Annotated in this window: 19 protein-coding genes; 4 read left to right on the top strand and 15 right to left on the bottom strand. The window is 61.4% G+C overall.

Annotated elements, in window-relative coordinates; all coding sequences use genetic code 11:
• Nucleotides 1-156 precede the first annotated feature (156 nt).
• From OKC40_RS18305 to OKC40_RS18260, 10 genes are all read right to left on the bottom strand, one after another.
• The gene (locus OKC40_RS18305; protein ID WP_042057872.1) at nucleotides 157-372 is read right to left on the bottom strand and encodes a YdcH family protein; all 216 of its coding nucleotides are present in this window, start codon (nucleotides 370-372) and stop codon (nucleotides 157-159) included.
• A gap of 276 nt (nucleotides 373-648) precedes the next feature.
• On the bottom strand, nucleotides 649-1,260 hold the full coding sequence (locus OKC40_RS18300; RefSeq protein ID WP_111805811.1) for a hypothetical protein: 612 nt from the start codon (nucleotides 1,258-1,260) through the stop codon (nucleotides 649-651).
• Nucleotides 1,257-2,618, bottom strand: a complete 1,362-nt coding sequence (locus OKC40_RS18295) for an MATE family efflux transporter (RefSeq protein WP_270796464.1) — start codon at nucleotides 2,616-2,618, stop codon at nucleotides 1,257-1,259. Before OKC40_RS18295 ends, OKC40_RS18300 begins: the two co-directional genes overlap by 4 nt.
• 121 nt (nucleotides 2,619-2,739) lie before the next feature.
• Nucleotides 2,740-4,563 (bottom strand): SulP family inorganic anion transporter, encoded by a 1,824-nt coding sequence (locus OKC40_RS18290; RefSeq protein WP_270796445.1) that lies wholly within the window; start codon nucleotides 4,561-4,563, stop codon nucleotides 2,740-2,742.
• A 71-nt stretch (nucleotides 4,564-4,634) separates the two neighbouring features.
• Complete coding sequence (locus OKC40_RS18285; protein ID WP_270796444.1) at nucleotides 4,635-5,225, bottom strand: nucleotidyltransferase family protein; 591 nt, start codon at nucleotides 5,223-5,225, stop codon at nucleotides 4,635-4,637.
• Entirely contained in the window at nucleotides 5,212-5,472 is a 261-nt protein-coding gene (locus OKC40_RS18280) for a GNAT family N-acetyltransferase (protein ID WP_005337747.1), read from the bottom strand. The genes OKC40_RS18285 and OKC40_RS18280 overlap by 14 nt, the downstream gene beginning before the upstream one ends.
• A 202-nt stretch (nucleotides 5,473-5,674) precedes the next feature.
• Nucleotides 5,675-6,859, bottom strand: a complete 1,185-nt coding sequence (locus tag OKC40_RS18275; RefSeq protein WP_270796441.1) for an iron-containing alcohol dehydrogenase — start codon at nucleotides 6,857-6,859, stop codon at nucleotides 5,675-5,677.
• Between the two features lie 18 nt (nucleotides 6,860-6,877).
• Complete coding sequence (locus OKC40_RS18270) at nucleotides 6,878-7,396, bottom strand: hypothetical protein (protein ID WP_042057858.1); 519 nt, start codon at nucleotides 7,394-7,396, stop codon at nucleotides 6,878-6,880.
• Nucleotides 7,377-7,997, bottom strand: a complete 621-nt coding sequence (locus OKC40_RS18265) for a TetR/AcrR family transcriptional regulator (RefSeq protein WP_042656996.1) — start codon at nucleotides 7,995-7,997, stop codon at nucleotides 7,377-7,379. Before OKC40_RS18265 ends, OKC40_RS18270 begins: the two co-directional genes overlap by 20 nt.
• A gap of 11 nt (nucleotides 7,998-8,008) precedes the next feature.
• Nucleotides 8,009-9,454: a coniferyl aldehyde dehydrogenase gene (locus OKC40_RS18260; RefSeq protein ID WP_270796440.1), complete on the bottom strand. Its 1,446-nt coding sequence runs from the start codon at nucleotides 9,452-9,454 to the stop codon at nucleotides 8,009-8,011.
• 212 nt (nucleotides 9,455-9,666) lie between these two features.
• Between OKC40_RS18260 and OKC40_RS18255 the strand changes: the two genes are divergently transcribed.
• From OKC40_RS18255 to OKC40_RS18245, 3 genes are all read left to right on the top strand, one after another.
• Nucleotides 9,667-9,960, top strand: coding sequence for a hypothetical protein (locus OKC40_RS18255; RefSeq protein WP_042656987.1), 294 nt, complete (start codon nucleotides 9,667-9,669; stop codon nucleotides 9,958-9,960).
• 223 nt (nucleotides 9,961-10,183) lie between these two features.
• Nucleotides 10,184-11,152: a nucleoside hydrolase gene (locus OKC40_RS18250; RefSeq protein ID WP_139442541.1), complete on the top strand. Its 969-nt coding sequence runs from the start codon at nucleotides 10,184-10,186 to the stop codon at nucleotides 11,150-11,152.
• 106 nt (nucleotides 11,153-11,258) lie between these two features.
• Nucleotides 11,259-11,594, top strand: coding sequence for a DUF3634 family protein (locus OKC40_RS18245; RefSeq protein ID WP_042057852.1), 336 nt, complete (start codon nucleotides 11,259-11,261; stop codon nucleotides 11,592-11,594).
• A 103-nt stretch (nucleotides 11,595-11,697) separates the two neighbouring features.
• On the opposite strand, the gene OKC40_RS18240 is transcribed toward OKC40_RS18245, so the two are convergent.
• Together OKC40_RS18240 and OKC40_RS18235 are read right to left on the bottom strand one after the other, a co-directional pair.
• Nucleotides 11,698-12,903, bottom strand: coding sequence for a c-type cytochrome (locus tag OKC40_RS18240; protein ID WP_270796436.1), 1,206 nt, complete (start codon nucleotides 12,901-12,903; stop codon nucleotides 11,698-11,700).
• Nucleotides 12,900-14,825: an NAD(P)-binding protein gene (locus OKC40_RS18235; protein ID WP_270796433.1), complete on the bottom strand. Its 1,926-nt coding sequence runs from the start codon at nucleotides 14,823-14,825 to the stop codon at nucleotides 12,900-12,902. Before OKC40_RS18235 ends, OKC40_RS18240 begins: the two co-directional genes overlap by 4 nt.
• Before the next feature lie 368 nt (nucleotides 14,826-15,193).
• On the opposite strand from OKC40_RS18235, the gene OKC40_RS18230 reads away from it, so the two are divergent.
• Complete coding sequence (locus tag OKC40_RS18230; protein WP_019446635.1) at nucleotides 15,194-15,568, top strand: DUF805 domain-containing protein; 375 nt, start codon at nucleotides 15,194-15,196, stop codon at nucleotides 15,566-15,568.
• 82 nt (nucleotides 15,569-15,650) lie between these two features.
• On the opposite strand, the gene OKC40_RS18225 is transcribed toward OKC40_RS18230, so the two are convergent.
• The 3 genes from OKC40_RS18225 to OKC40_RS18215 all read right to left on the bottom strand — a co-directional run bounded on the left by OKC40_RS18225 (nucleotide 15,651) and on the right by OKC40_RS18215 (nucleotide 19,969).
• The gene (locus OKC40_RS18225; RefSeq protein WP_270796428.1) at nucleotides 15,651-16,754 is read right to left on the bottom strand and encodes an ElyC/SanA/YdcF family protein; all 1,104 of its coding nucleotides are present in this window, start codon (nucleotides 16,752-16,754) and stop codon (nucleotides 15,651-15,653) included.
• Nucleotides 16,755-17,088: 334 nt separating this feature from the next.
• Nucleotides 17,089-17,841 carry a DNA/RNA non-specific endonuclease gene (locus OKC40_RS18220; RefSeq protein WP_182933849.1) on the bottom strand — a complete coding sequence of 251 codons (753 nt, stop codon included), beginning with the start codon at nucleotides 17,839-17,841 and terminating at the stop codon, nucleotides 17,089-17,091.
• A gap of 235 nt (nucleotides 17,842-18,076) precedes the next feature.
• On the bottom strand, nucleotides 18,077-19,969 hold the full coding sequence (locus tag OKC40_RS18215; RefSeq protein WP_042657222.1) for a PTS fructose transporter subunit EIIC: 1,893 nt from the start codon (nucleotides 19,967-19,969) through the stop codon (nucleotides 18,077-18,079).
• Nucleotides 19,970-20,251: the final 282 nt, after the last annotated feature.

Below are 20,251 nucleotides of genomic sequence, written 5' to 3'. Positions count from 1 at the left end.
CATCACCGTTATACCTTGAATTCCAAAGGGAAATGTAACAAACAACCGGCAATGTCGGTAGGCACGGGCGCCAACTAATTGACTGAAACGACAAAAAGCCCGGCTCTTGGGCCGGGCTGGAGGATAAATTGCTTATCCGGGTATTCTTCGAGGCATCTAGTGTGGATGTTGTTTGAGGATGTCGTATATCTCCTCTTTCAGTTTGAGTTTCTGTTTTTTCAGATCTCTCACCTCGGCGCTATAGTCGCTGGCGTGATGCTTTTCCAACTTTCTAATCTCCGCATCCAGGTCGTTGTGCAAGTCAAACTTCTTCTGGAAATGGACATCACTGCTCTTAAGTTTCGAGATGAGTTCTCTGTACTCTGGGAACATGTAATGGAACCTCCTTGGTTTCGTTTGATTGTGCCTGTAAGACCAAAGCTACCCCTTAGTGCCGGGGATAAATGTGATCCTGATCGAATTTGGGGGCAATCATTTGGAGTATTTGACGGGATATTTATAACTTATTGAATTAAAACAAGATAAGTAATTTATCAATCTGGATGGTGCACAAAACTGTGCGGTAAGTCACAACAGGGGCGGCGCTGGCGTGAGGGGACAGGATCAACAAAGGGGCCGTGTGGCCCCTTTGTCTGGGGGCTGGCGACGTTACTGTTTTTCTTCGTCCGCCGGCTCTTTTTTCTTTTTCTTCTCGGGCAGCGGCTTGCCGTCGCGGTGGATCACCTTGCCCGCTTCAAAGCCTATCTGGGCAGCCAGCTCTTCCAGATCCGCCGACTTGGCCTGATCCCCGATGGCGTAGCGATAGTTGGCGATGCTCAGCTTGTCAGCCACCGGCGTGCCCGGGACGATTGGCTCACGCCAGCCCTGACCGATGTGAGCCACCAGGGTGCCGTTCATCAGCAGCTCGCCGACGATCTCCTGGGTCGGGTTGCCCTTGCCGTAGGTGAGACCCTGAGGGTGCTTCTTGCCGACCAGCGGCTCGTTGCTGGCGGGCATCAGCTTGGTGCGGATCAGCCACTTGGGCTTCTTGGTGTTGCCCACCGCCTTGCCGGTCTGGTACTCGTTGATCTTGATGGTCTTGATCATCTGGGCCATGAAGTCCTTGGTCAGCGCCTTCTGGGCGTCGCTGGTTTCATCGATGGCGATGGGGGCCACATACCAGGTCTGGGTGGCTTGAGCCTTGGGAGCGGCAGGGGCAGTTTGCGCCATGGCCAGGGGGCTGAGCAGGATGGCAGCCAGCAAGAGTCCTATCTTCTTCATTGTGATTCCGCTTTTGTTTCAACAAGAATTTTGTTTTGCCAGCGACGACTGCGCCAGCGCCAGAACATGGCCAGACCGCGCACCCACTCGTCGCAGGCCAGCGCCAGCCAGATACCGACCAGTCCATAGCCCTGCATGATACCGAGGAAATAGGAGAGTGGCACGGCAATTCCCCACATGGAGAGCAACGCCATGTAGAGGGGGAAACGGGCATCCCCGGTGGCCCGCAGGGCGTTGATCACCACCAGATTAAAGGTGCGGCCGGGCTCGAGGATAAGGCTGATAAGAAACAGCTGCGCCACCTGGGTGATGATGTTGGCATCATCGGTAAAGAGGCTGATGATGGTGCGGCCATTGAGGGCCGCCGCCACGGCGATGACGCAGGTGACCATCAGCCCCAGCTTGAGGCTCTTGAGCAACTGCTGATAGGCGCGTTCGAACTGTCTGGCGCCCGCCAGATGGCCGATGATGATCTCGTTGCCAAGGCCGATGGAGAGGCCAAACAGCAAAATAAACAGGCAGATCTGGAAGAAGTAGGACTGGGTCGCCAGCGCCTTGTCACCCAGCAATCCGACAAAGGCTGTCACCACCATAAACTGCAGCATCCAGGAGAGGTTTTCCCCCGCCGCAGGCAGGCCAATATGGAGCACCTTGCCCAGCATCTCCCGACTGGGGTGGACGATATCGCGCACCACCAGTCGAATACCGGTCTTGCGGGCGACCAGCCACACCAGCAGCACCACGCCCACCAGTCGGCCCGCGACCGTGCTGATGGCAACACCTGCGACCCCCAGCTGGGGCAGGCCGAACCAGCCGTAGAGCAGCAGCAGGTTGCCGACGAAGGTGATGAGGTTGACGATCAGGGTCACATACATCGCCTGACGGGTGTGGCCGTGGGCGCGCAGGGTAGCCGCCAGACAGAGGGCTGCGGCCTCCGGCAACAGGCAGAGACCGATGATCTGCAAGTAAAGCGTCGCGTCGCTCATCAGGTTGGCGGGCAGGTTCATCAGCGCCAGCATGGTGCTGGCCCCCGCCATCACGCCGATGGCGGCCACCAGCCCGATCAGCAGGTTGAAGCCGATGGCGGTGTGGATCACCACCCGGCTCTTCTCCCGATCGCCCGCGCCCAGATACTGGGTTATCACCACGCTGGTACCGATGCTGACGAAGCTGAACAATGTGATGGCGAGATCGAACACCTGATTGCCGACCGCCAGCGCGGCCACTCCCTGATAGGAGACGTGACCCACCATGAAGGTGTTGAGGGCGCCGGTCAGAAAGTGCAGGGCGAGATCGATAAAGAGCGGCCAGGTTAGCGCAAAGAGCGTGCCCGGGCCTGCGTGGGATTGAGATTGCATGGCATGTCCAACAGCTGGGAGGGCACGGGGGAGTGCCCTCTGGGGGCGCATTTAACACCAAGGCAAAGGCCGGTGCAATCCTTGTGCAGGATTGCCCGACCCGGGGGATCAGGCCAGGGGATCAGGCAGGCGTGGCTCCCGCCTCCTGTTCGCTTGGCAGGGTGAGGCGCGCCGAGTCGGGCAGGGCATCATCCTGCGGCCAGTGGGAGCGGATAGCATCTGTGGTGCTCTCCACCACCTCGTCATCCCTGAACACCGGCTCGCGGTAGCAGCGGGTCATGCGCAGCGCCTGATACATATCCGGGCAGAGGATGATCCCCTCATCGCCCACCCGTACGCCCGCCTGTTTGAGCCAGTGGGTCATCTGGCCGTGGCGACCCGCCATCACCATATGGATACCGCGCCGTTTCAGATCCTTGTGCAGCTCCCCCACCATGCTCATCACGCTGATGTCCTGATGGGTGAAGCAGGCGACCGCGTCGATCACCAGACACTTGGGATTGTGGGGATCCTGCACCAGCAGGGCCAGCACCCGCCGCTTGAAGTAGGGGGCGTTGAAGTAGGTCAGCGGCGAGTTGAAGCGATAGACCAGAATGCCCGGGATCGCCTTGGCCTGCTCGTTGTCCCCCAGGGTGCGCACTACCCCCTCGTCATCCATGCCGAGCAGCTGGTCGGTGGGGCGCATCACATTGCGCAGGAACTGGAACAGCCCCAGCAGCACGGCGAGGGTGATCCCCGGGATCACCCCCATGGTGAGCACGCTGATAAAGGTGACCAGTGCCAGCCAGAACGCGGAGCGATCGGAGTTGCGCAGCGCCCACAGCCCGCGAAAATCGGTGAGCGACAGGGAGGCCATCACCAGCACCACCCCGAGGGCGGCAGTGGGTATATATTTGAGCGGCGCCGTCAGATAGAAGGTGATGAGGGCGATCACCGCCGCAGCGATGATGGAGACCAATTGGCTCTTGCCGCCGTTGGCGTCGTTGACCGCAGTGCGCGAATCCGCCCCGCTGATGGCGAAACCCTGAGAGACCGCGGAGGCGAGGTTGGCCATGCCAAGGGCCCGAAACTCCTTGTCCGCGTCTATCTCATAACCGTTTTTGGCGGCAAAGCTGCGAGCGGTCAGCATCATGGAGACGAAGCTCACCATGGCGAGGTTAAGGGCGGGCAGCACCAGCTCCCGCATCAGACCGGGGGGAAATTCCGGCATCTGGAAGGCGGGCAGGCCGGAGCCCACCGTCCCCAGGGTGGCGATATCAAACTGGCCGAGATTAAAGCCCCACACCAGCGCAGCGGTCACCACCATGGCCACCATGGAGGAGGGCCATGCCGGTTTGTAGCGCTTGGCCAGCAGCAGGGTGAGTAGGGCTACCAGACTCATGGCCAGGGTCGGCAGATGGGTCTGGGTAATATAGGTAGCCCCGCTGGCGATCCGCTCGATGAGGTAACGTTCGCTGAAAGTGAAGCCGAAGATCTTGGAGAGCTGGCCCACCATGATGGTGATGGCTACACCATTGAGCAGTCCCATCAGGATGGGGCGGGAGAGAAAGTCCGCCAGCACTCCCAGCTTGAAGCGGCTGGCAATCAGGCACCAGAAGCCGGTCATGGCGGTCATGGTCATCACCAGTTGCCAGTGACGGGTCGGGTCGCCAGCGGCCAGCGGTGTCACCACGGCGGCGATGACCGCGCAGGTGGCGGCATCGGGGCCGACGATCAGCTGACGGGAGGTGCCGAATAGGGCATAGACCAGCATGGGCAGGATGCAGGAGTAGAGGCCGACGATGGCACCCACCCCGGCAAGCTCGGCATAGGCGATGGCGACGGGCAGCGCCACTGCCGCCACCGAGAGTCCGGCGCGAAGATCTGGCATCAACCAGGCGCGCTGGTAATGCAGCAGGGCGGCGAGGCCCGGTAGCCAGCGTTCGAGAGAGAAGAAGTCGCGCATTATTTAACCCATTGAGTTACAACCAGCTTTTCCCCTAGTGTGCCCAAGGTTATCGAAAGATTGCAATCAGGTTATGGCCAGTTTACCTGAAGGTCAGGCCAGATAGCCTGCCAGCGTTTCTCCTTGATGCGCTGGGTAAAAATATGTTTGTCCTGGCGACATCTGGGGTTGGCACTCACTTGCATCGACCAGTTGATGGCAAAGCCGTAGGGGGCGAGCCACTCGAACTCGCCATCCTGATTCAGGCGCACGCCGATGCAGGTGGGCACTTCGACCCAGTGGCTGAGCGCCTCAAGGCTGCTGGCAAACGGCGCCACCAGCTGCCGCGTGTGCATGCGGGCCTGATTGCGCACCTCCCACTGCTGGCCGGGCAGGCGTTTGGCGAGCCAAGCTTCGTGCTCCGCTTCGGCCAGCCCTTGCGGATCGCTTTTATCGAGATAGATAAGGTCGATATCGTTGAGCGGGGTGGGCACCGCCTTGTGATGAAGGTGATCCCAGATGAGGTTGCGGATAAAACCGGCCCCCAGCGCCCAGTCGGGCAGATTGAGCTCGGCCGCGGCTTGCAGGCAGGCCATCCGCTGCGGATCGGCCCGCAGCAGGGCTTCTGTTTTGGCTTGGAATTGCTGTTCGAGGGCGGTGTTCAGAGGTTCAGTTGTTGGCATTGCGGCGTAACCAGACATCAATGTAGCGGCAGCTCGGCACTATAGTGAGCCCCTCCGCCTGAGTCCAGTTGAAGAAGGCACGCGCCAGCTGATCGGCAATCCCCTGCACCCGCAGCTCGGGGGGCACGAAGGTGCTGTAGGCGTCGATGGTCTTGGCATCGAGCCGCCGGTAGCGCAGTCTCGACTCTTTCCCCTCCACCATACAGATGAACTGCTGCTGGTTGGCCTGATGGATGATGTCGCTCATGGTGGGCACCTCTGGCATAAAGTTGGGTCTCTCGGCACAACATAACTGTTAGCCAAGGTATAGAACAGATAATGAGAGCCCGTGGTCAATATCATGCGCTTTGGCATGGTGTGGTGTGAATATCGCGAGGTAGATCAAGATGCCCGATTGCTAGTCGGGCACCGCGTTAGTGTCAGCCAAGAGTGCTGGCAAGGGGGCAGGATCAGGCCCAGGCCCGCTCCAGCAGGGTGAGTAACTGCTCACGGTCGGCGTCCTTGCGATTGAACAGCATGGCGCCATCGTTGATCGCCAGATCGCGTATCTCGGTCAGTAGCGAGCGATCGCTCACCCCTGCCTCGCTCATGGTGCGCGGCAGCTTGACCGCCTGCCACAAGGTATCGCGCAGGGTGCGAATGGCGGTGATGGTCGCCTCCGCTCGCTGGTGGGCCGGGGTGGCAGCAAAGCACTCGGCCCCCACCAGCGGCAACAGCAGCCGGGCCAGTTCGCCATCCACCTCGGGACGGTTGTAGTCGAGCACGGTGGGCAAAAAGAGGTTCATGCACAGGCCGTGGGGCAGATGGCAACGGGCCCCCAGACTGTGGCCGAGGGCGTGCACCAGCCCCACCATGGAATTGGAGAACGCCATGCCAGCCAGCGTTGAGCCTTCCGCCAATTGCAGCCGCAGCAGTTTGTTCTGCGGATCGTGGATGATTTGCGGCAGGGCGCTGGCGATCTTCTCCACCGCCATCAGGGCCAGCGCATCGCTCACCGGGTTCTTGGCGGTGCCGATAAAGGCCTCGATGGCATGGGTCATGGCATCCATGGCGGTGGCGGCGGTGATATTGAGGGGCAGCCCCTGGGTCAGGCGCGGGTCGAGCACCGCCAGCTGGGGCAGCAGGAAGGGGGAGGTGAAGGGCACCTTGCGCCCGCTCGCCTCATCCTTGATCACCGCCACCAGGGTGACTTCTGATCCTGTGCCCGCCGTGGTGGGCACCACCGCCAGCGGCTTGAGGGGACGGGTCAGGCAACCGGCGCCTGAGTAGTCGAGCAGATGTTCGCCACCCATGGAGGTGAGAATGTTCACCGCCTTGGCGGTGTCGATCACCGAGCCGCCCCCCAACGCCACCAGACTGTCGCAGTCGAGCTCGCGATAGCGTTTGGCGATCCGCTCCACCACGGCAGTGGAGGAGTCGGCCGGGATCTCGTCCCAGATGGCGGCAACCGGCAGATCCCCCTCGGCCAGCACATTGGCCAGCAGGGTGGCAAGGCCGGTGGCATTGACCCCCTTGTCGGTCAGCAGCAGCGGGCGACGGGCCCCCAGGCTGGCCAGCTCGCTGGCCAGCTGCTCCAGCGCCTGTTCACCGGCCAGCAGTTTGACCGGGCAGAAGAAATCGTAATAGCGGCTCATTTCAAGGCTCCTTGCGCGTTAGCCGGTCACCAGACCCAGATAGATGTTGCAGGCCCGGCCGAATTTGTTGGTCGGGACGGGATAGTGGCGCAGCAGCGGCCGCGCGATAAAGGCGGGCAGGATCAGGGACTGCATCTGCTCAAGCCCCCGCACCAGTTGCATGGCGACGGTCAGATCCCCCTCCACCAACAGCCGGTTTTCACCAAACGCCTGATTGACCCCGAGCCGAAAGCTCAGGGTGCGAAAAGCGATATTGGGGTGCTTGAAGCGCACCCGCAGTGGATGAATGGTGGCATGAGGGGCGACCGGCGCGCCGGGATACCAGCGGCCACCCTGCTTGTGCATGTTCATGGCGTAGCCGATGCCGCCCACTTCGAGGCGGATCGCCAGCCCGTCCGGCAACGGCGCCAATTCGCGACGTACCGCCTCGTCGGTGCGGGCGGCGCGGCAGAGGGTGCGACCCACCACCCAGAGCAGGGTGATGATCCAGAGGTGGCGGCCAAGGGCGGCCGCAGATTCAAACATCCTTGTTTGCATGGGGATTGGCTCCTGAGATGGCTGACCAGAACAGGGCGAACGCACTGGCTTGCCAGTAGTCGTCCTCTCCCAGCTCCGGTTGATCGACAAACAGTGATGCGCAGGCGAGGAACTGGCCCTGACACACCTCCAGCAACAGTGGCGCGGGAGCCTGCATCAGCTCGCCGCTGGCCTGCCCCTTTGCCAGCAGGGCGGGCAGAAAACGCAAGGCATCGTTCAGGATCTGGCTGCGGGCCGGTCTGGCCAGCAGCGGGGAGTGAAAGAAGCCCAGCACGAATTTGAGTTCATTGGGGTTAGCCAGCATCCACCTCATCGCCAGCTGCCAGTAGTGGCGGGTCTGGTCGTACAGCGGCAGGGTGGGGTCTGCTTCATGGATGGCGGCCCCCATCCGGGTTTTCACATCCTGATAGAGCTGGAGGATCAGCGCCTCCTTGCTCGGAAAGTGGTGGAACAGGGTGCCGTTGGCCACCCCGGCCGCTTTGGCGATACGGGCGGTGGCGGCCCCCTGCAGGCCATCTTCGGCGCAGAGGGCGAGGGCGGCATCCAGGATCTGGCGGCGCTTGTCGGTCATGGCTGGTGGCGGTGGGCTGGTCTGATCCATGGTCATCTCCATCAGCGCAGGAAGAAGGCCATCATCAGCTTCTGGATCCAGCTGTGGTAGGGCGGGTGGATCAGTGAGCCGGTGGTGAACTTGCCGCGGGTCAGCACGGTTTTCGCCTTGGAGAAGGTAAGGAATCCTTCGTGGCCGTGGTAGTGGCCCATGCCAGAGGCGCCGATGCCGCCAAACGGCACATCGTCGGCGGCCACCTGAAACAGGCTCTCGTTGATGGCCATGCCACCGGAGTGGGTCTCCCGGGTCACCCGCGCCTGCAGCCCGGGGTCGAAGCTCATCAGATAGAGGGCCAGCGGGCGGGGCCGCTCGGCCACATAGGCGAGCGCCTCCTCCAGGGTGTCGTAGGGGATGAGCGGCAGCAGCGGGCCGAAGATCTCCTGCTGCATCACCTGACAATGATGGGGCACTCCGGTCAGCAGGTGGGGCACCAGCAGGCGACGCTGGTCGTCACGGGCAGGGCTGCCACAGGGGTGGAGCTCGGCACCCGCCTGCTCGGCCTCATCCAGCCAGCTGACGAGGCGCTGATACTGGCGGTCGTTGATGATGGCGCCGTAGTCGGCACTGTTTAGCCCCTGCGGGTAGAGCTTGCTGAAGTGGCTGCGATAGGCGGCGATAAAGCTCTCCACCTCGCTGCGGGGCAGCAGCACATAGTCGGGGGCGACGCAGATCTGCCCGGCGTTGAGGCTCTTGCCGAAGATCATCCGCTCGACCGCGGTGGCCACCGGCATGTCGGGGGCGATGAGGCAGGGGCTCTTGCCGCCCAGCTCCAGTGTCAGCGAGGTGAGCTGGGGCGCAGCCGCGGCCATCACCAGCTTGCCCACCATAGTGGATCCGGTAAAGAGCAGGTGATCGAACGGCAGCGAGCTGAACGCCGCCGCCATCTGGGCATCCCCCTCGATGATGGCGATCTCGTGCTCGTCAAACACGCTGGTGAGCATGGTGCGCAGCACGGCGTTGGTATGGGGAGTGAATTCGGAGAGTTTCAGCATCGCCCGGTTGCCCGCTGCGATGGCGGTGATGAGGGGGCCAAGGCTCAGCATCACCGGAAAGTTCCACGGCACTATGATGCCGACCACTCCGAGCGGCTGGAAGTGCACCTCGACCCGGGCGGGGGCCAGCAGCAGGCCGGTGTGGCGGCGGTGAGGCTGCATCCAGCGCTTGAGCCGCTTCTGGGTGTAGTTGATCTGCATGATGCAGGGCAGCACATCGGCGATCAGACTGTCGTAGTTGCTGCGCTGGCCATAATCCGCTGCCAGCGCCTTGCACAGCTCTCCCTTGTGGGCGAGCAGCGCCTGCTTGAGTTTGGTCAGTTGTGCCCGGCGCTCGGCCAGGGTGGGCATGGGGTGAGCCAGACTCGCCCGCTTGAGCCGTGCCAGCTGATCCGGCAAGGAGAGCTTGATGGCGAGGATATCCTCAGGAGTGTGTTGAAGCTGCGCCGCACCCATGTTGTTCTCCGCATGAAAAATGACCGACTGATTAGTCGGTCTGAATGTAGCTGTTTGTTACCGGAATGTAAAGCTGGCAAGATCTCTCCCGCTCACCGCGAGCTGGACGCAAGAGAGAACTGTGTGCCTCCCCACACTTTTGGGGTTTGCTCGTTGGTGACTTATCCAATAAGGGGTAGTTTTTGGCTATTAACCTACACGGAGAGAGCACTATGACCAGGGAACTGAACAGCTTGTTGGCCCGGCTTGAAGATGTGGTTGAGCGGATGCCGGATTGCTTCAACACCTATGAATTTGCCCAGAAGCTGGCGCTGCAATATCAGCCGGAGTTTTTTGCCGCGGGCCACTCTCTGGCCGAGCACGAGGGCAAGGTGTTGCGGGTGCTGCACCAGAAGATCGCCGAGGCGCTGGCGGGCAGCGAGGTGGTGATTGAAGGGGCGCTGCTCCCCTGCGTGACCCCCTGGGGGGAGAAGGCGACCTCACCGCGCTGGCATCGCAAGCACTGAGGGGCGCAGTCAGGCAGATCAGTGCCAGATAGCAGATAACAAACAACGATAAAGGGCGCGGCGCTGGCAACAGGGCCGCGCCGTTTTTTTGTGCTGATCGTCGCCAGCCGAGTGTCGTTGCCGGGAGCAAAGGCCCGGTCTGTGATCCCATGCCGGGATACGAGGCCGTCAGCCGGGTAGACTCTCCCTTTTGTCGCAGGGTTTGTCACCGTAGGAATTTCTCATGACCCATAAAATCATTCTGGATACCGACCCGGGTATCGACGATGCCATGGCCATCCTGTTTGCCGAGGCCCACCCCGCCATCGAGCTGCTCGCCATCACCACAGTTTTTGGTAACGCCACCATCGCCAATGGCACCCGCAACGCCCTCTGGCTCAAGCAGAAGTACGGCATGAAGGCGGATGTGGCCAAAGGTGCTGCCGCCCCGCTGCTGCGCGAGCCGGTCGGCCCCACCACCATAGTCCACGGCCCGAGCGGCTTTGGCGACATGGAGGCGGGGGAGGTGACTATCGCTCCGGATCCTCGCCCCGCTTGGCAATATATTGTCGAGGCGGTGAAAGCCGCGCCGGGGGAGATCACCCTCGTCACTATCGGCCCGCTCACCAATCTGGCGCTGGCGCTACAACAGGCGCCCGAGATTGTCTCTCTGGTGAAACAGGTGGTAGTCATGGGCGGCGCCTTTGGCGTCAACGGCCATCGCGGCAACGTTACCCCCTATGCCGAAGCCAATATCCACGACGATCCCGATGCCGCCGACCGGGTCTTTACCGCAGACTGGCCTGTGGTGATCATCGGGCTGGACGTGACCCAGCAGAGCTTCTTCAGCAGCGCCTATCTGGATGAGCTCAGGGACAAGGCGGGGGAGCCGGGCCGCTTCCTGTGGGATGTCAGCCGCTTCTACCTGCGCTTCTACTCCGAGAAGCTGGGGCTCTCCGGTTGCCATGTCCACGACCCGTCCGCCATCGCCTATGTGATTGATCCGACCCTCTTTACCCTGCGCGAGGGGCCGGTGCGGGTGATCACCAGCGGCCCGGCCATCGGCCACACCCTGCAAAAGTTCGATGGCAAACGCCACTCCCACGATGACTGGGCAGCCTATCGCCCGCAGCAGGTCGGGGTGGCGGTGCGCGATGAAGCCTTGCTGGCGCTCTATCGCGAGACGCTGGTGGGCTGGGGGAAGGATTGCTGAGCAAAGAGGCGCTATTGCGCTGACGCGGGGGCTGTGATCGGCGCCAAACAATCGGAGCGCACGGCCGCTTATACTGCCTTATATCAAGAGCTTGGGAGGGATGAAGATGGCCTGGATTTCCTTGATAGTGGCGATAGCCCTGATCTGGTGGTTGATGAAGCTGGGGCGTGGTGCCCTGTTCGAAATCCGCCTTGCTCCCGGCAAGGTGGTGGTCAAGCAGGGCAAGGTGTCGCCTGCCTTTATTGAGCATGCAAAGCAGATCCTGCGCCACGACACGGTGCGCGGTCGCATTGTGGGGCAGCGCGATGGCGATGGTGTGAAGTTGATCTTCTCCCGCTCCATCCCCGAGCCGGTGGCCCAGCGTTTTCGCAATATCTTCCCCTATGGCGATTACCGCCAGCCAGCGGCACCGCTGCCGGGCACCAAACCGCGCAAGGGGTGACCCCCTGCCAGCGGTTCACCAATAGCAAACGGGCCTCCAGTGGAGGCCCGTTTTTATGCTGCAGCGTGAGCGATTGTGCTGCACTGGCGCTGGAGCTGGAGTCTTACTCCTTGCCGTGCAGCTCGCGCTGGGCTTTGACCGCAGCTGCCTTGACGGCGGTGCCTTCATTACCCCAGGAGGCGCGCAGGGTGTTGACCAGCTCGGCGAGTCGCTCGTCATCCAGGGTCCAGCCATAACCCGGCATGTGGTAACCCAGATGGTCGTGGGTGACCGGTGTTTCGGCGCCGTGCAGCAGCACGTTGATCAGGCTCGACGGATCGCCCGCCAGCACGGTGCGGTTGTTCACCAGCGAGGGGATGACGTGGTCATTGCCCTGGCCGTTGACCCCGTGACAGGTGGAGCAGTACATGGCGTAGTCCGCCTTGCCGCTGGCACTGGCATAGGCACGGGCCCCTTTCTCCGCCACCGGCTCATCTTTCAGGTCGGTCAGATAGGTGGCGATGCTGGCCAGATCGGCGTCGCTGAAATACTGGCTGCTGTGAGTGATCACTTCCCCCATGGGGCCCGCGACCGCTTCATGTTGGCTGCGGCCGGTTTTCAGCAGATCGATCAGCGCCTGCTTGCTGTAACGGCTGCCGCGAATGTCGGGGGCATACCAGCCATCCAGCGCCGCACCGCTCAGGTAGACGGGATCCGCCTCGGTCAGCGCTTTCTCCTGCATACCGAGCCCGCGCGGGGTGTGGCAGCTGCCGCAGTGACCGGCACCCTGCACCAGATAGGCGCCACGGTTCCACTCTTCGCTCTTGCCCGCCACCGGGGTAAAGCGGCTGTCATCGTGGTAGACCCAGTTCCAGCCCATCAGCGGCCAACGCATGTTGAGGGGCCAGGGGATGTCGCTCTCCTTGTTGGCGATGGCCAGCGGCTGCACCTCCTGCATCAGATGGTGATAGAGATCTTCGAGATCCTTACCGTTCATCTTGGCGTAGGCGGTGTAGGGCATGGCCGGATAGAGGCGATGCCCATCGCGGGCCACCCCTTCGCGCATCACCTTGATGAACTCCGGCAGGCTGTAGTTGCCGATACCATGGGTCTTGTCGGGGGTGATGTTGGTGGCAAATACGATACCGATGGGGGTCGGGAACCCTTTGCCGCCCGCCAGCGGCTTGCTGGTCTCGCTGGTGTGACAGGCGGCGCAATCGCCGAGCTTGGCCACGTATTCCCCCGCCGACATGGCGGGGGCTGCGTGGGCGGCAAGGGTGGGCAGGGCCAGCAGCAGGGCGCTGGCCGACAGTGACAGGGCGCGGTTCATTGGGCACCTCCCTTGCTCAGGGCAACCAGCTCGTTGACGGCGCGCCACGCTTCGTCGATGGCGGCGTGAGCGTAGGGGCTCCAGCCTGCATCCGAGTTGGCGATGGTGATGTTGCCGATGGGCTGGCGGCCCAGCTCAATCCATTTTTCGCACTGCGCTTCGTCATCAAACAGGGTGTTGGTGACATAGGAGTAGCCGTGAGACCAGCGGTTGACCGTGATGGCGAGGATATCCTGCTCATGGTTGAAACCGGCGCTGCCGAGCATCCCCTGCAACTGCTCGCGGATCATCTGCTCATGCTGCTCGAACGGCATGCCGAGGATCATGGCGCGCCCCTTGCGGGACTGCTCGCGGGCCGAGAGGCCGCTGCCCGGCAGGGTCGGCACATAGACCATGTGCAGGCACATGGGCTGATCCGGGTTTTTGGGATGCTCATAACCACCGAGGTTGACCGGATAGTCGAGCTTGACCCGGCTGTAGGGGGCCGCGGGGGAGTAGACCTCGTGCACCCCCAGCTTGACGAAGGCTTGCCAGTTCTTGATCACCACCTTGGTGTAGACCAGCGGCGCCTTGGCATTCTGGCGCAGCGCCTCCTTCTGGGGCTCCGGCATCTCGGGCACCATGTAGGGGATCATCATGTTGTAGCCCGCCATCACTGACTGCTTGGCCCGTACCCGATGCAGTTTCCCCTCCTTGATGTAGGTGACGTCCACCGCCAGCTTGCCATCGGCGAGGCGCACGTTTTTGGCCTGCAGCGCCGTGCTGCCAAGGCGCAACTGCACCTTGTGCTCGGGCAGATCGAGCTTGCCGTAGTCAAACTTGGCCAGCACCACATCCTGCATGGTGTGGCCCGGCGCCACCTGCGGGATCAGCTTGCGCACCATCAGGCGGGTGAGGCCAGCGTTGCCATCCGGGAAGTGGAAGATATACGGATCGTCCAGCTCCGCCTGCTCCTCGGCATCAAGCGGCGTCAGATTGAGGCCGTCGAAACCCGGCAAGGCGCAGAGGCGCGCATCGGCGCAGGCGGTGGCGTCGATGCCGACCGCCTGGAAGTCGTTGGTGCGCTGTTGGAAGTAAGTGATCGCCCGCTCGCTCAGGCCCACTTTATCGCGCAGGAAGGTGGTGTAGCTGTTGCGGGTGATCCACTCGTCCTGCTGCTCGCGGGTCATGCCGCTCAGGTAGTCGATCTTCGCTTCGTGCAGGGCCAACAGGGCGGCCTTGTCGGCATCATCCAGCGGGAAGTCACCGATAAACTCTGCCAGTGGACGGCCGTTCAGGCGATCGCGGGGGATGTCATCCGCCACGTTGTGACCCGGATCGCCGTTCACTATCTTGTTGACGCCAAAGTGCTTCTCGTCGAAATAGACGCCGCGGCTCAGCCCCAGATCCGGATAGAAGGTCTGCTGGAACCCTTTGGCCAGCTCGTCGATGTTGACCTCCAGCGCCTTGAGCAGCCCCAGCGCTACCGGGCTGTAGACCGAACGCGGTGATTGCAGGGATTCGCTGCCACCGTAACCCAGACGCAGGCCATCGGGAGTGGTGAACTCGTTGCGCTTGGCGTGACCGCCAAAGTCGTCGTGGTTGTCGAGCAGCAGGATCTTTTTATCCGCGCCGAGCAGTTGCTGATAGAAGCAGGCGGCGGCCAGACCGCTGATCCCGGCGCCGACGATCACCAGATCGTACTCCCCCTCGAGGGGAATATTGGCAAAATCATACTGTTTGCCGTCACGGGCGATGCTGTGGGCCGGCTCGAAAGAGCCCGGGTGATTACCGCGCAGGCCGGTGAGGGCGGGCGGGTAAGCCAGGGTTTTATCCGCCAGCGTGCTGCCGCCTTCGGCAGCCTTGAGCAGATTGATGGGGGCGATGCCTGCCGCAATGGTGATGGCAACGCCGTTGAGAAAATCTCTGCGTGTAATACTCATGGCTATCCCTGTGTTAGGAGAAGTAATGAATAAGTGGATTCATTATGGGAGGGAGACACAGATCCTGTTCAGGATTGGGCGCCGAATCTACCGTTATCCTCACGCTGAGTCCATACGATTGCTAATGGATTATTAAGCACCATTTTCCTGCTTGTGACGAGAGTGATGCGCTGATGGGGATGATTTGCCCTGTTGCAGGGGCGCAGCTCTCCCCGGTTCGGGTCGGTCAATCATTGCCGGCGCTGATTAGTTTGGGAGGCGTTCGGGCATCCTTGTCGACTCGGGGGGATGATCGCGTTAAGCTCTTAACTACTTGTTTTATCGACTCTCTTTTTACTCACTGGCGTAACAGCCACTCTGGAGGCGCAATGAACTGGTATATCTCGGTCCTCAAGCAATATGCGGTATTCAGCGGGCGGGCTCGCCGCACCGAATACTGGATGTTCGTGCTGTGTAACGTCATCGTCATGCTGCTGCTCGGCATGGTGGACAAGCTGATTGGCGGCGACAAGGAGCTGATAAGCTCCATCTATTCGCTGGCGGTGTTGCTGCCATCGCTGGCGGTTGCGGCCCGTCGTCTGCACGATACCGACCGCAGCGCTTGGTGGCTGCTGCTCGGGCTTATCCCCATTATCGGCACTCTGGTGCTCATCTACTTTATGGTTTGCAACGGCCAGCAGGGGCCGAACCGCTTCGGTGACGACCCCAAAGCGGCCCCCTCGCAGGGCTTTATCGTCAGCTAACGGGCGCAGCTCAGCCAATAATCGGCCAATAAAAAGAGAGGGAGGCATGATGCCTCCCTCTCTTTTTCGTGTTGATGGCCGATCAACGCTCAATCAGCGGGGCGGAGCGGTAGCTCCACATGCCGTAGGTGCGCAGGGCGTCGCGGTAGATGCCGAGCAGCTCGCTCTCGCTCGGGGTGGCCAGCTCCTCGAGGGGCTTGTCGGGGTAGCTGATGCTCGCCACCTTGATGTTGGCAGGGCCAATCTGGTCGCAGGCGATTTCCAGCACCGTCTGGCCGCGGCGAACATGGCTGGCGGAGCTCACCAGCACCGCATAGTCAATCTGGTGGCGGGCGAGGGCATAAGCGCTGTAGAGGGCGTTATCCACCGTGCTGGTGGCGTAGTTCTCTTCAATCAGGCGGCTGCGGTCGATGCCGTGATTGGCCAGCCAGTCGGCCATCAGCTTGCCTTCGGTCTGGCGGTTCTGCGGCACGCCGCCAGTCAGGATGATCAGCGCCTCAGGGTCGGCCTTGGCCAGCGTCAGGGTGGTTTGCAGGCGGCCCAGCAGGATCTTGTCCATGCTGCCGTCGGGATTGAGGGCGTAGCCCAGAGTGACGATGGCGCGCTTGCCTTCCCTGGTGGCCTTGACCTGATCCTCGGTCAGTTCGGTCTGCAGCGGGGCGGCGGTGATCCGCTGCACCCGGGCGATGATCTCCTCCAGATCGGCGGCGCGGCCGCCGTTGCGATCCGCCACTTTCGCCAGATAGCTGCGGGAGGCCTCCTTGTTGCCCTTCACCAGCTGCCAGATGGCGAGATAGCTGTTGATGTCGAGATCATCGGGAGCGACGGCCTGTGCCTGCTCCAGCAAGGTGATGGCGCGGCTCAGGTTGCCGTTGTAGATCTGGGCGTTGGCCGCCGAGATCAGCAGGTCGGTGCGGTAGGGCTCGAGCTGGTAGGCGGCCAGCAGCCGCTCGGTCACCAGCTCCATATTGCTCGGCATCTTGGCGGTAAAACCGGCGTGGGAGATCTTGGCTGGCGACTTGTATATCTGCAGCGCTTCGCCGAGCAGCATGTCCACCGCCTGGCGTTTGCTGACCAGGGTATTGAGGTCATGCTCCATCTGCATCGAACTCTCGGCCGCCTGCAGGGCGAGGGGAGAGAGCGCCAGCAGGCCACCGAGGGTCAGGGCAAGAAGGGTCTGTTTCATCAAAAGGTCCTCTGTCGGGCTGAATTGCGCCGTGGCGCAGCGGTTTGCGGGCCGATGCGACGAGGCAAATGTGCGTCAATTCAGTCTGTTAGTGCCAAAGAGGGGGCAATATAGCAGCTAACGGCGCGGCAAACTGTGAGTCGGGGCGGGTCGTCGGGTGATGCCACACTAGTGGCCGCAAAAATGGCCGCAACAGTGGCCGCAACGGGTCAGCAGCCATCTGAAAAGGGCAGGGGGAGCGAACCTCCCTCTGCTGCGAGGGGCGTTGGCCCCTTCCTCTATCGCGGTTCAAGATAGATGGGGTGTCAATCCATCTGCGGGTGAGTGTTCGCGATCAGTTCCACATAGGGGAGACGCGGGCTTCCAGCGTCTCTTGTTGCTCTTCGGGCATATCGCTGAAGAAGTTGAGCTGGGTCTGCTCTTCCACCTGACGCACCGAGACCCGGTAGTCGGCGATCTGGCTGATGGGCACCTCTTCCTGCGGCATGATAAAGGCGATGGCCTGCAGTTTGGCCGGGTCCATCACGATCTTGTAGTAGGCACTCGGGATCGCCACACCCTGACCAATGGACTCTTCAGAGCCGGTAAAGATAGGGCCGGTGATCACCTGCACATCCTTGCGGGAGACCGCCCACTTGTTCACCTTGTCCTCCAGCACGCGCCACGCCTTCTGGTTGAGCACCCCGATCTGCGGTGTCATGTTGCTCAGCAGGAAGCTCTCTTTCATGGTGTTCTTGTTCGATTTCATGTCCCCCGCCGGGGCCTGATGGCCACGGTCGTAGCCCGAGCCCTTGTAGTCGGAGAGGGTAGCGCGGTAGGCGACCGGGATCTCCCTGTCCTCGGCGAAGGCATCCTTGCGCGGCACTGTGCCCTGTGCGCTCTGGGCGGTCATCCGGTAGGAGACCCAGTCCGCCACCTTGTAGTCGTAGTTGTAGCCGACGGCATACCCTTCACGGCAGAGCTTCTGATCCGATTCGGAGGGGAGGCCAAAGCGCACGTGCTCGCCGCACTCCCAGTGGGCCGCCAGCAAGGGGGTGGCAGTGAGGGTGAGGGTAACAGCCAGAACCAATTTATTGATTTTTATCATTTTTGTGATGCTCCAGTTTAGTAGGCGGAGCCATTTGACATGAGATCTGACCAGCGCTTCAATTGCTGTTTTTTTACACGTCACCGTTCTGTGACGGCTCGCCAAGATCCGTGATGTGACTGGTTAATATGTTTTAAATCAGTGGCTTGGTCGGTGGGATGATATGCGGTTGTTCGGCAGGCAACGAAAAGGGGCCCGTGATGGGCCCCTTATGATAGGTTGAGTCTGACTGCTATCAGGCGGCGTTTGCCTTGTTGCCCAGAGTGCGGGCCAGCAGACCTTCCGGATTGTGAATCGCCTCTTTGGTCTTCACATCGATGACTTCGATATTGGTGAAGCGCTCACGGTATTTGATGGCCACATCGTGGGCGAAGATGACGCAGCGTGCGTTGGCGACATCCTTGGCGGTGATGCGGTTGATGATGCCGTTGGCGCCCTGGGTTTCGACCTTGATCTTGATCCCCTGCTGGGCAGCGGCCTTCTGCAGGCTCTTGGCGGCCAGGAAAGTGTGGGCCACGCCAGACGGGCAGGCAGTGATGGCCAGTACGTCTGCTTCCCCTTCCGCTTCAATGACTTCGAAGCTGGTTTGGGTGGTGGTCACGTCATCTTCTTCGCTTACCGGCTTCTTCAGCAGGTTGACGATTACGGCAGTGGTCAGGGCGCCGAGGATGGTACCCAGGATGTAACCCATCTTGCCTTCAACAACCGGCAGGACAATCCAGCCACCCCAGGGGGCGTGGTTGATACTGTGCATCATGAAGCCGGTGATGTTGCCGACGATACCGCCTGCGACGATGGCCGGGATAACACGCATGGGGTCAGCGGCGGCAAACGGAATGGCACCTTCACTGATACCGATCATGCCCATGATGGCGGCCGCTTTGCCGGATTCACGCTCTTCTTTCTTGTAACGCTTCGGAGACATGAAGGTGGCCAGTGCCATACCCAGCGGCGGCACACAGATGGCGATACCGACGCCGCCCATCAGCCAGGGCTGGGTGTTGACCTGAGTCTGGGCAAACAGGGTAGCAACCTTGTTGACCGGGCCGCCCATATCGAAGGCAGTCATACCACCCAGAATGGCACCCAGCATCACTTTACCGGAGCCCGCCATGCTGGAGAGCCAATGGTTCATCCCTTCCATCATGGCGGCGATCGGGGCACCGATCCCCCACATCACGATGCCACACACCAGGAAGGTACCGATCAGCGGATAGATGAAGATGGAACCAAGCGAGGTCATGGAGTCAGGCAGCTTGATCCGTTTGAGCTGATTGACCACGAAACCGGCGATAAAGCCCACCAGAATGGCGCCGAGGAAACCGGTTTGATAGTGCTGAACGGCAATCCAGGAGCCGATCATGCCCGGGGCCAGGCCCGGTTTGTCAGCCAGCGAGTAGGCGATGTAGCCACCCAGCACGGCGGTAAACAGGGTCAGACCGGCGATACCCATGGTGGCCATGTCTTTGAGGAAGCCCGCTTCCGGCACGGCGCCCTTGCCGCTCATCATCACCGACAGGGACAGCAGCACACCGCCCGCCACGATGAAGGGGATCATGTGGGAAGTACCAAACAGCAGGTGCTGCTTCATGGTATTGAGGCGATCCTTGAAGGTGCGCTCTTCGGGCTCAGCCGGTGCAGTGGCAGCCGGTTTGGCGGCAGGGGCAGGCTTTGCCACTTTCGGGCCTTGCTTGAGCAGGGTCAGGGCTTGCTCGACAGTAGTGGCCGCTTTCATCTGTTCGATAAAGCCCGGCTCCAGCAGACGGGTAGAGAGCTCCGCCAGCACTTCGATATGGTGATTGGCGCCGCCATCCGGGGAGGCGATCATGAAGATCAGCTGGGTCGGCTTGCCATCTTCGGCGCCGTACTCGATACCCTGACGGCTGACACCGATGGCAATGGCCGGGCGGCTGACCGCCTTGCTCTTGGCGTGGGGCAGGGCGACACCCTGCTCGAAGCCGGTGCAGTCCAGCTGCTCGCGGGCCCAGACATCTTTGACGAATTGCTGTTGATCAGACACGGCTCCATCGCGCGCCAGCATCTGTGCCATCTCGTCGAACAGGGCCTCCTTGCTGGTGGCCTTCAACTCCAGGCAGATGAGTCTGCCGTTGGTCATGGTGGGTAACATCTCACTCTCCTTTCCCGTCAGGGCTAAGTCATGCGTTGCGAATTGGGCTCATTATTGCCCTCTATGGTGGGGTTGGACAGGCGATGAATGTAGCAATAACTGGATTTTTGTTGCATGGTTTTGCCGGTGTGATCCAGCTCGCAAAGTGTTGAGCTTTGACTCAATAGTTGTTTTTGTTTAATTCATGGCGGGATGTGACAGCGGTTGCGTATTCCCACGCATGGCGATCGCTCAATAACATTCATGCCGATCACTCAATAACATCCATGCCGATCGCCCAAT

The organism is Aeromonas sp. QDB11, assembly GCF_027705265.1.
Classification (GTDB): domain Bacteria; phylum Pseudomonadota; class Gammaproteobacteria; order Enterobacterales; family Aeromonadaceae; genus Aeromonas; species Aeromonas allosaccharophila.
This window is presented reverse-complemented; position numbering and strand designations above follow the sequence as displayed.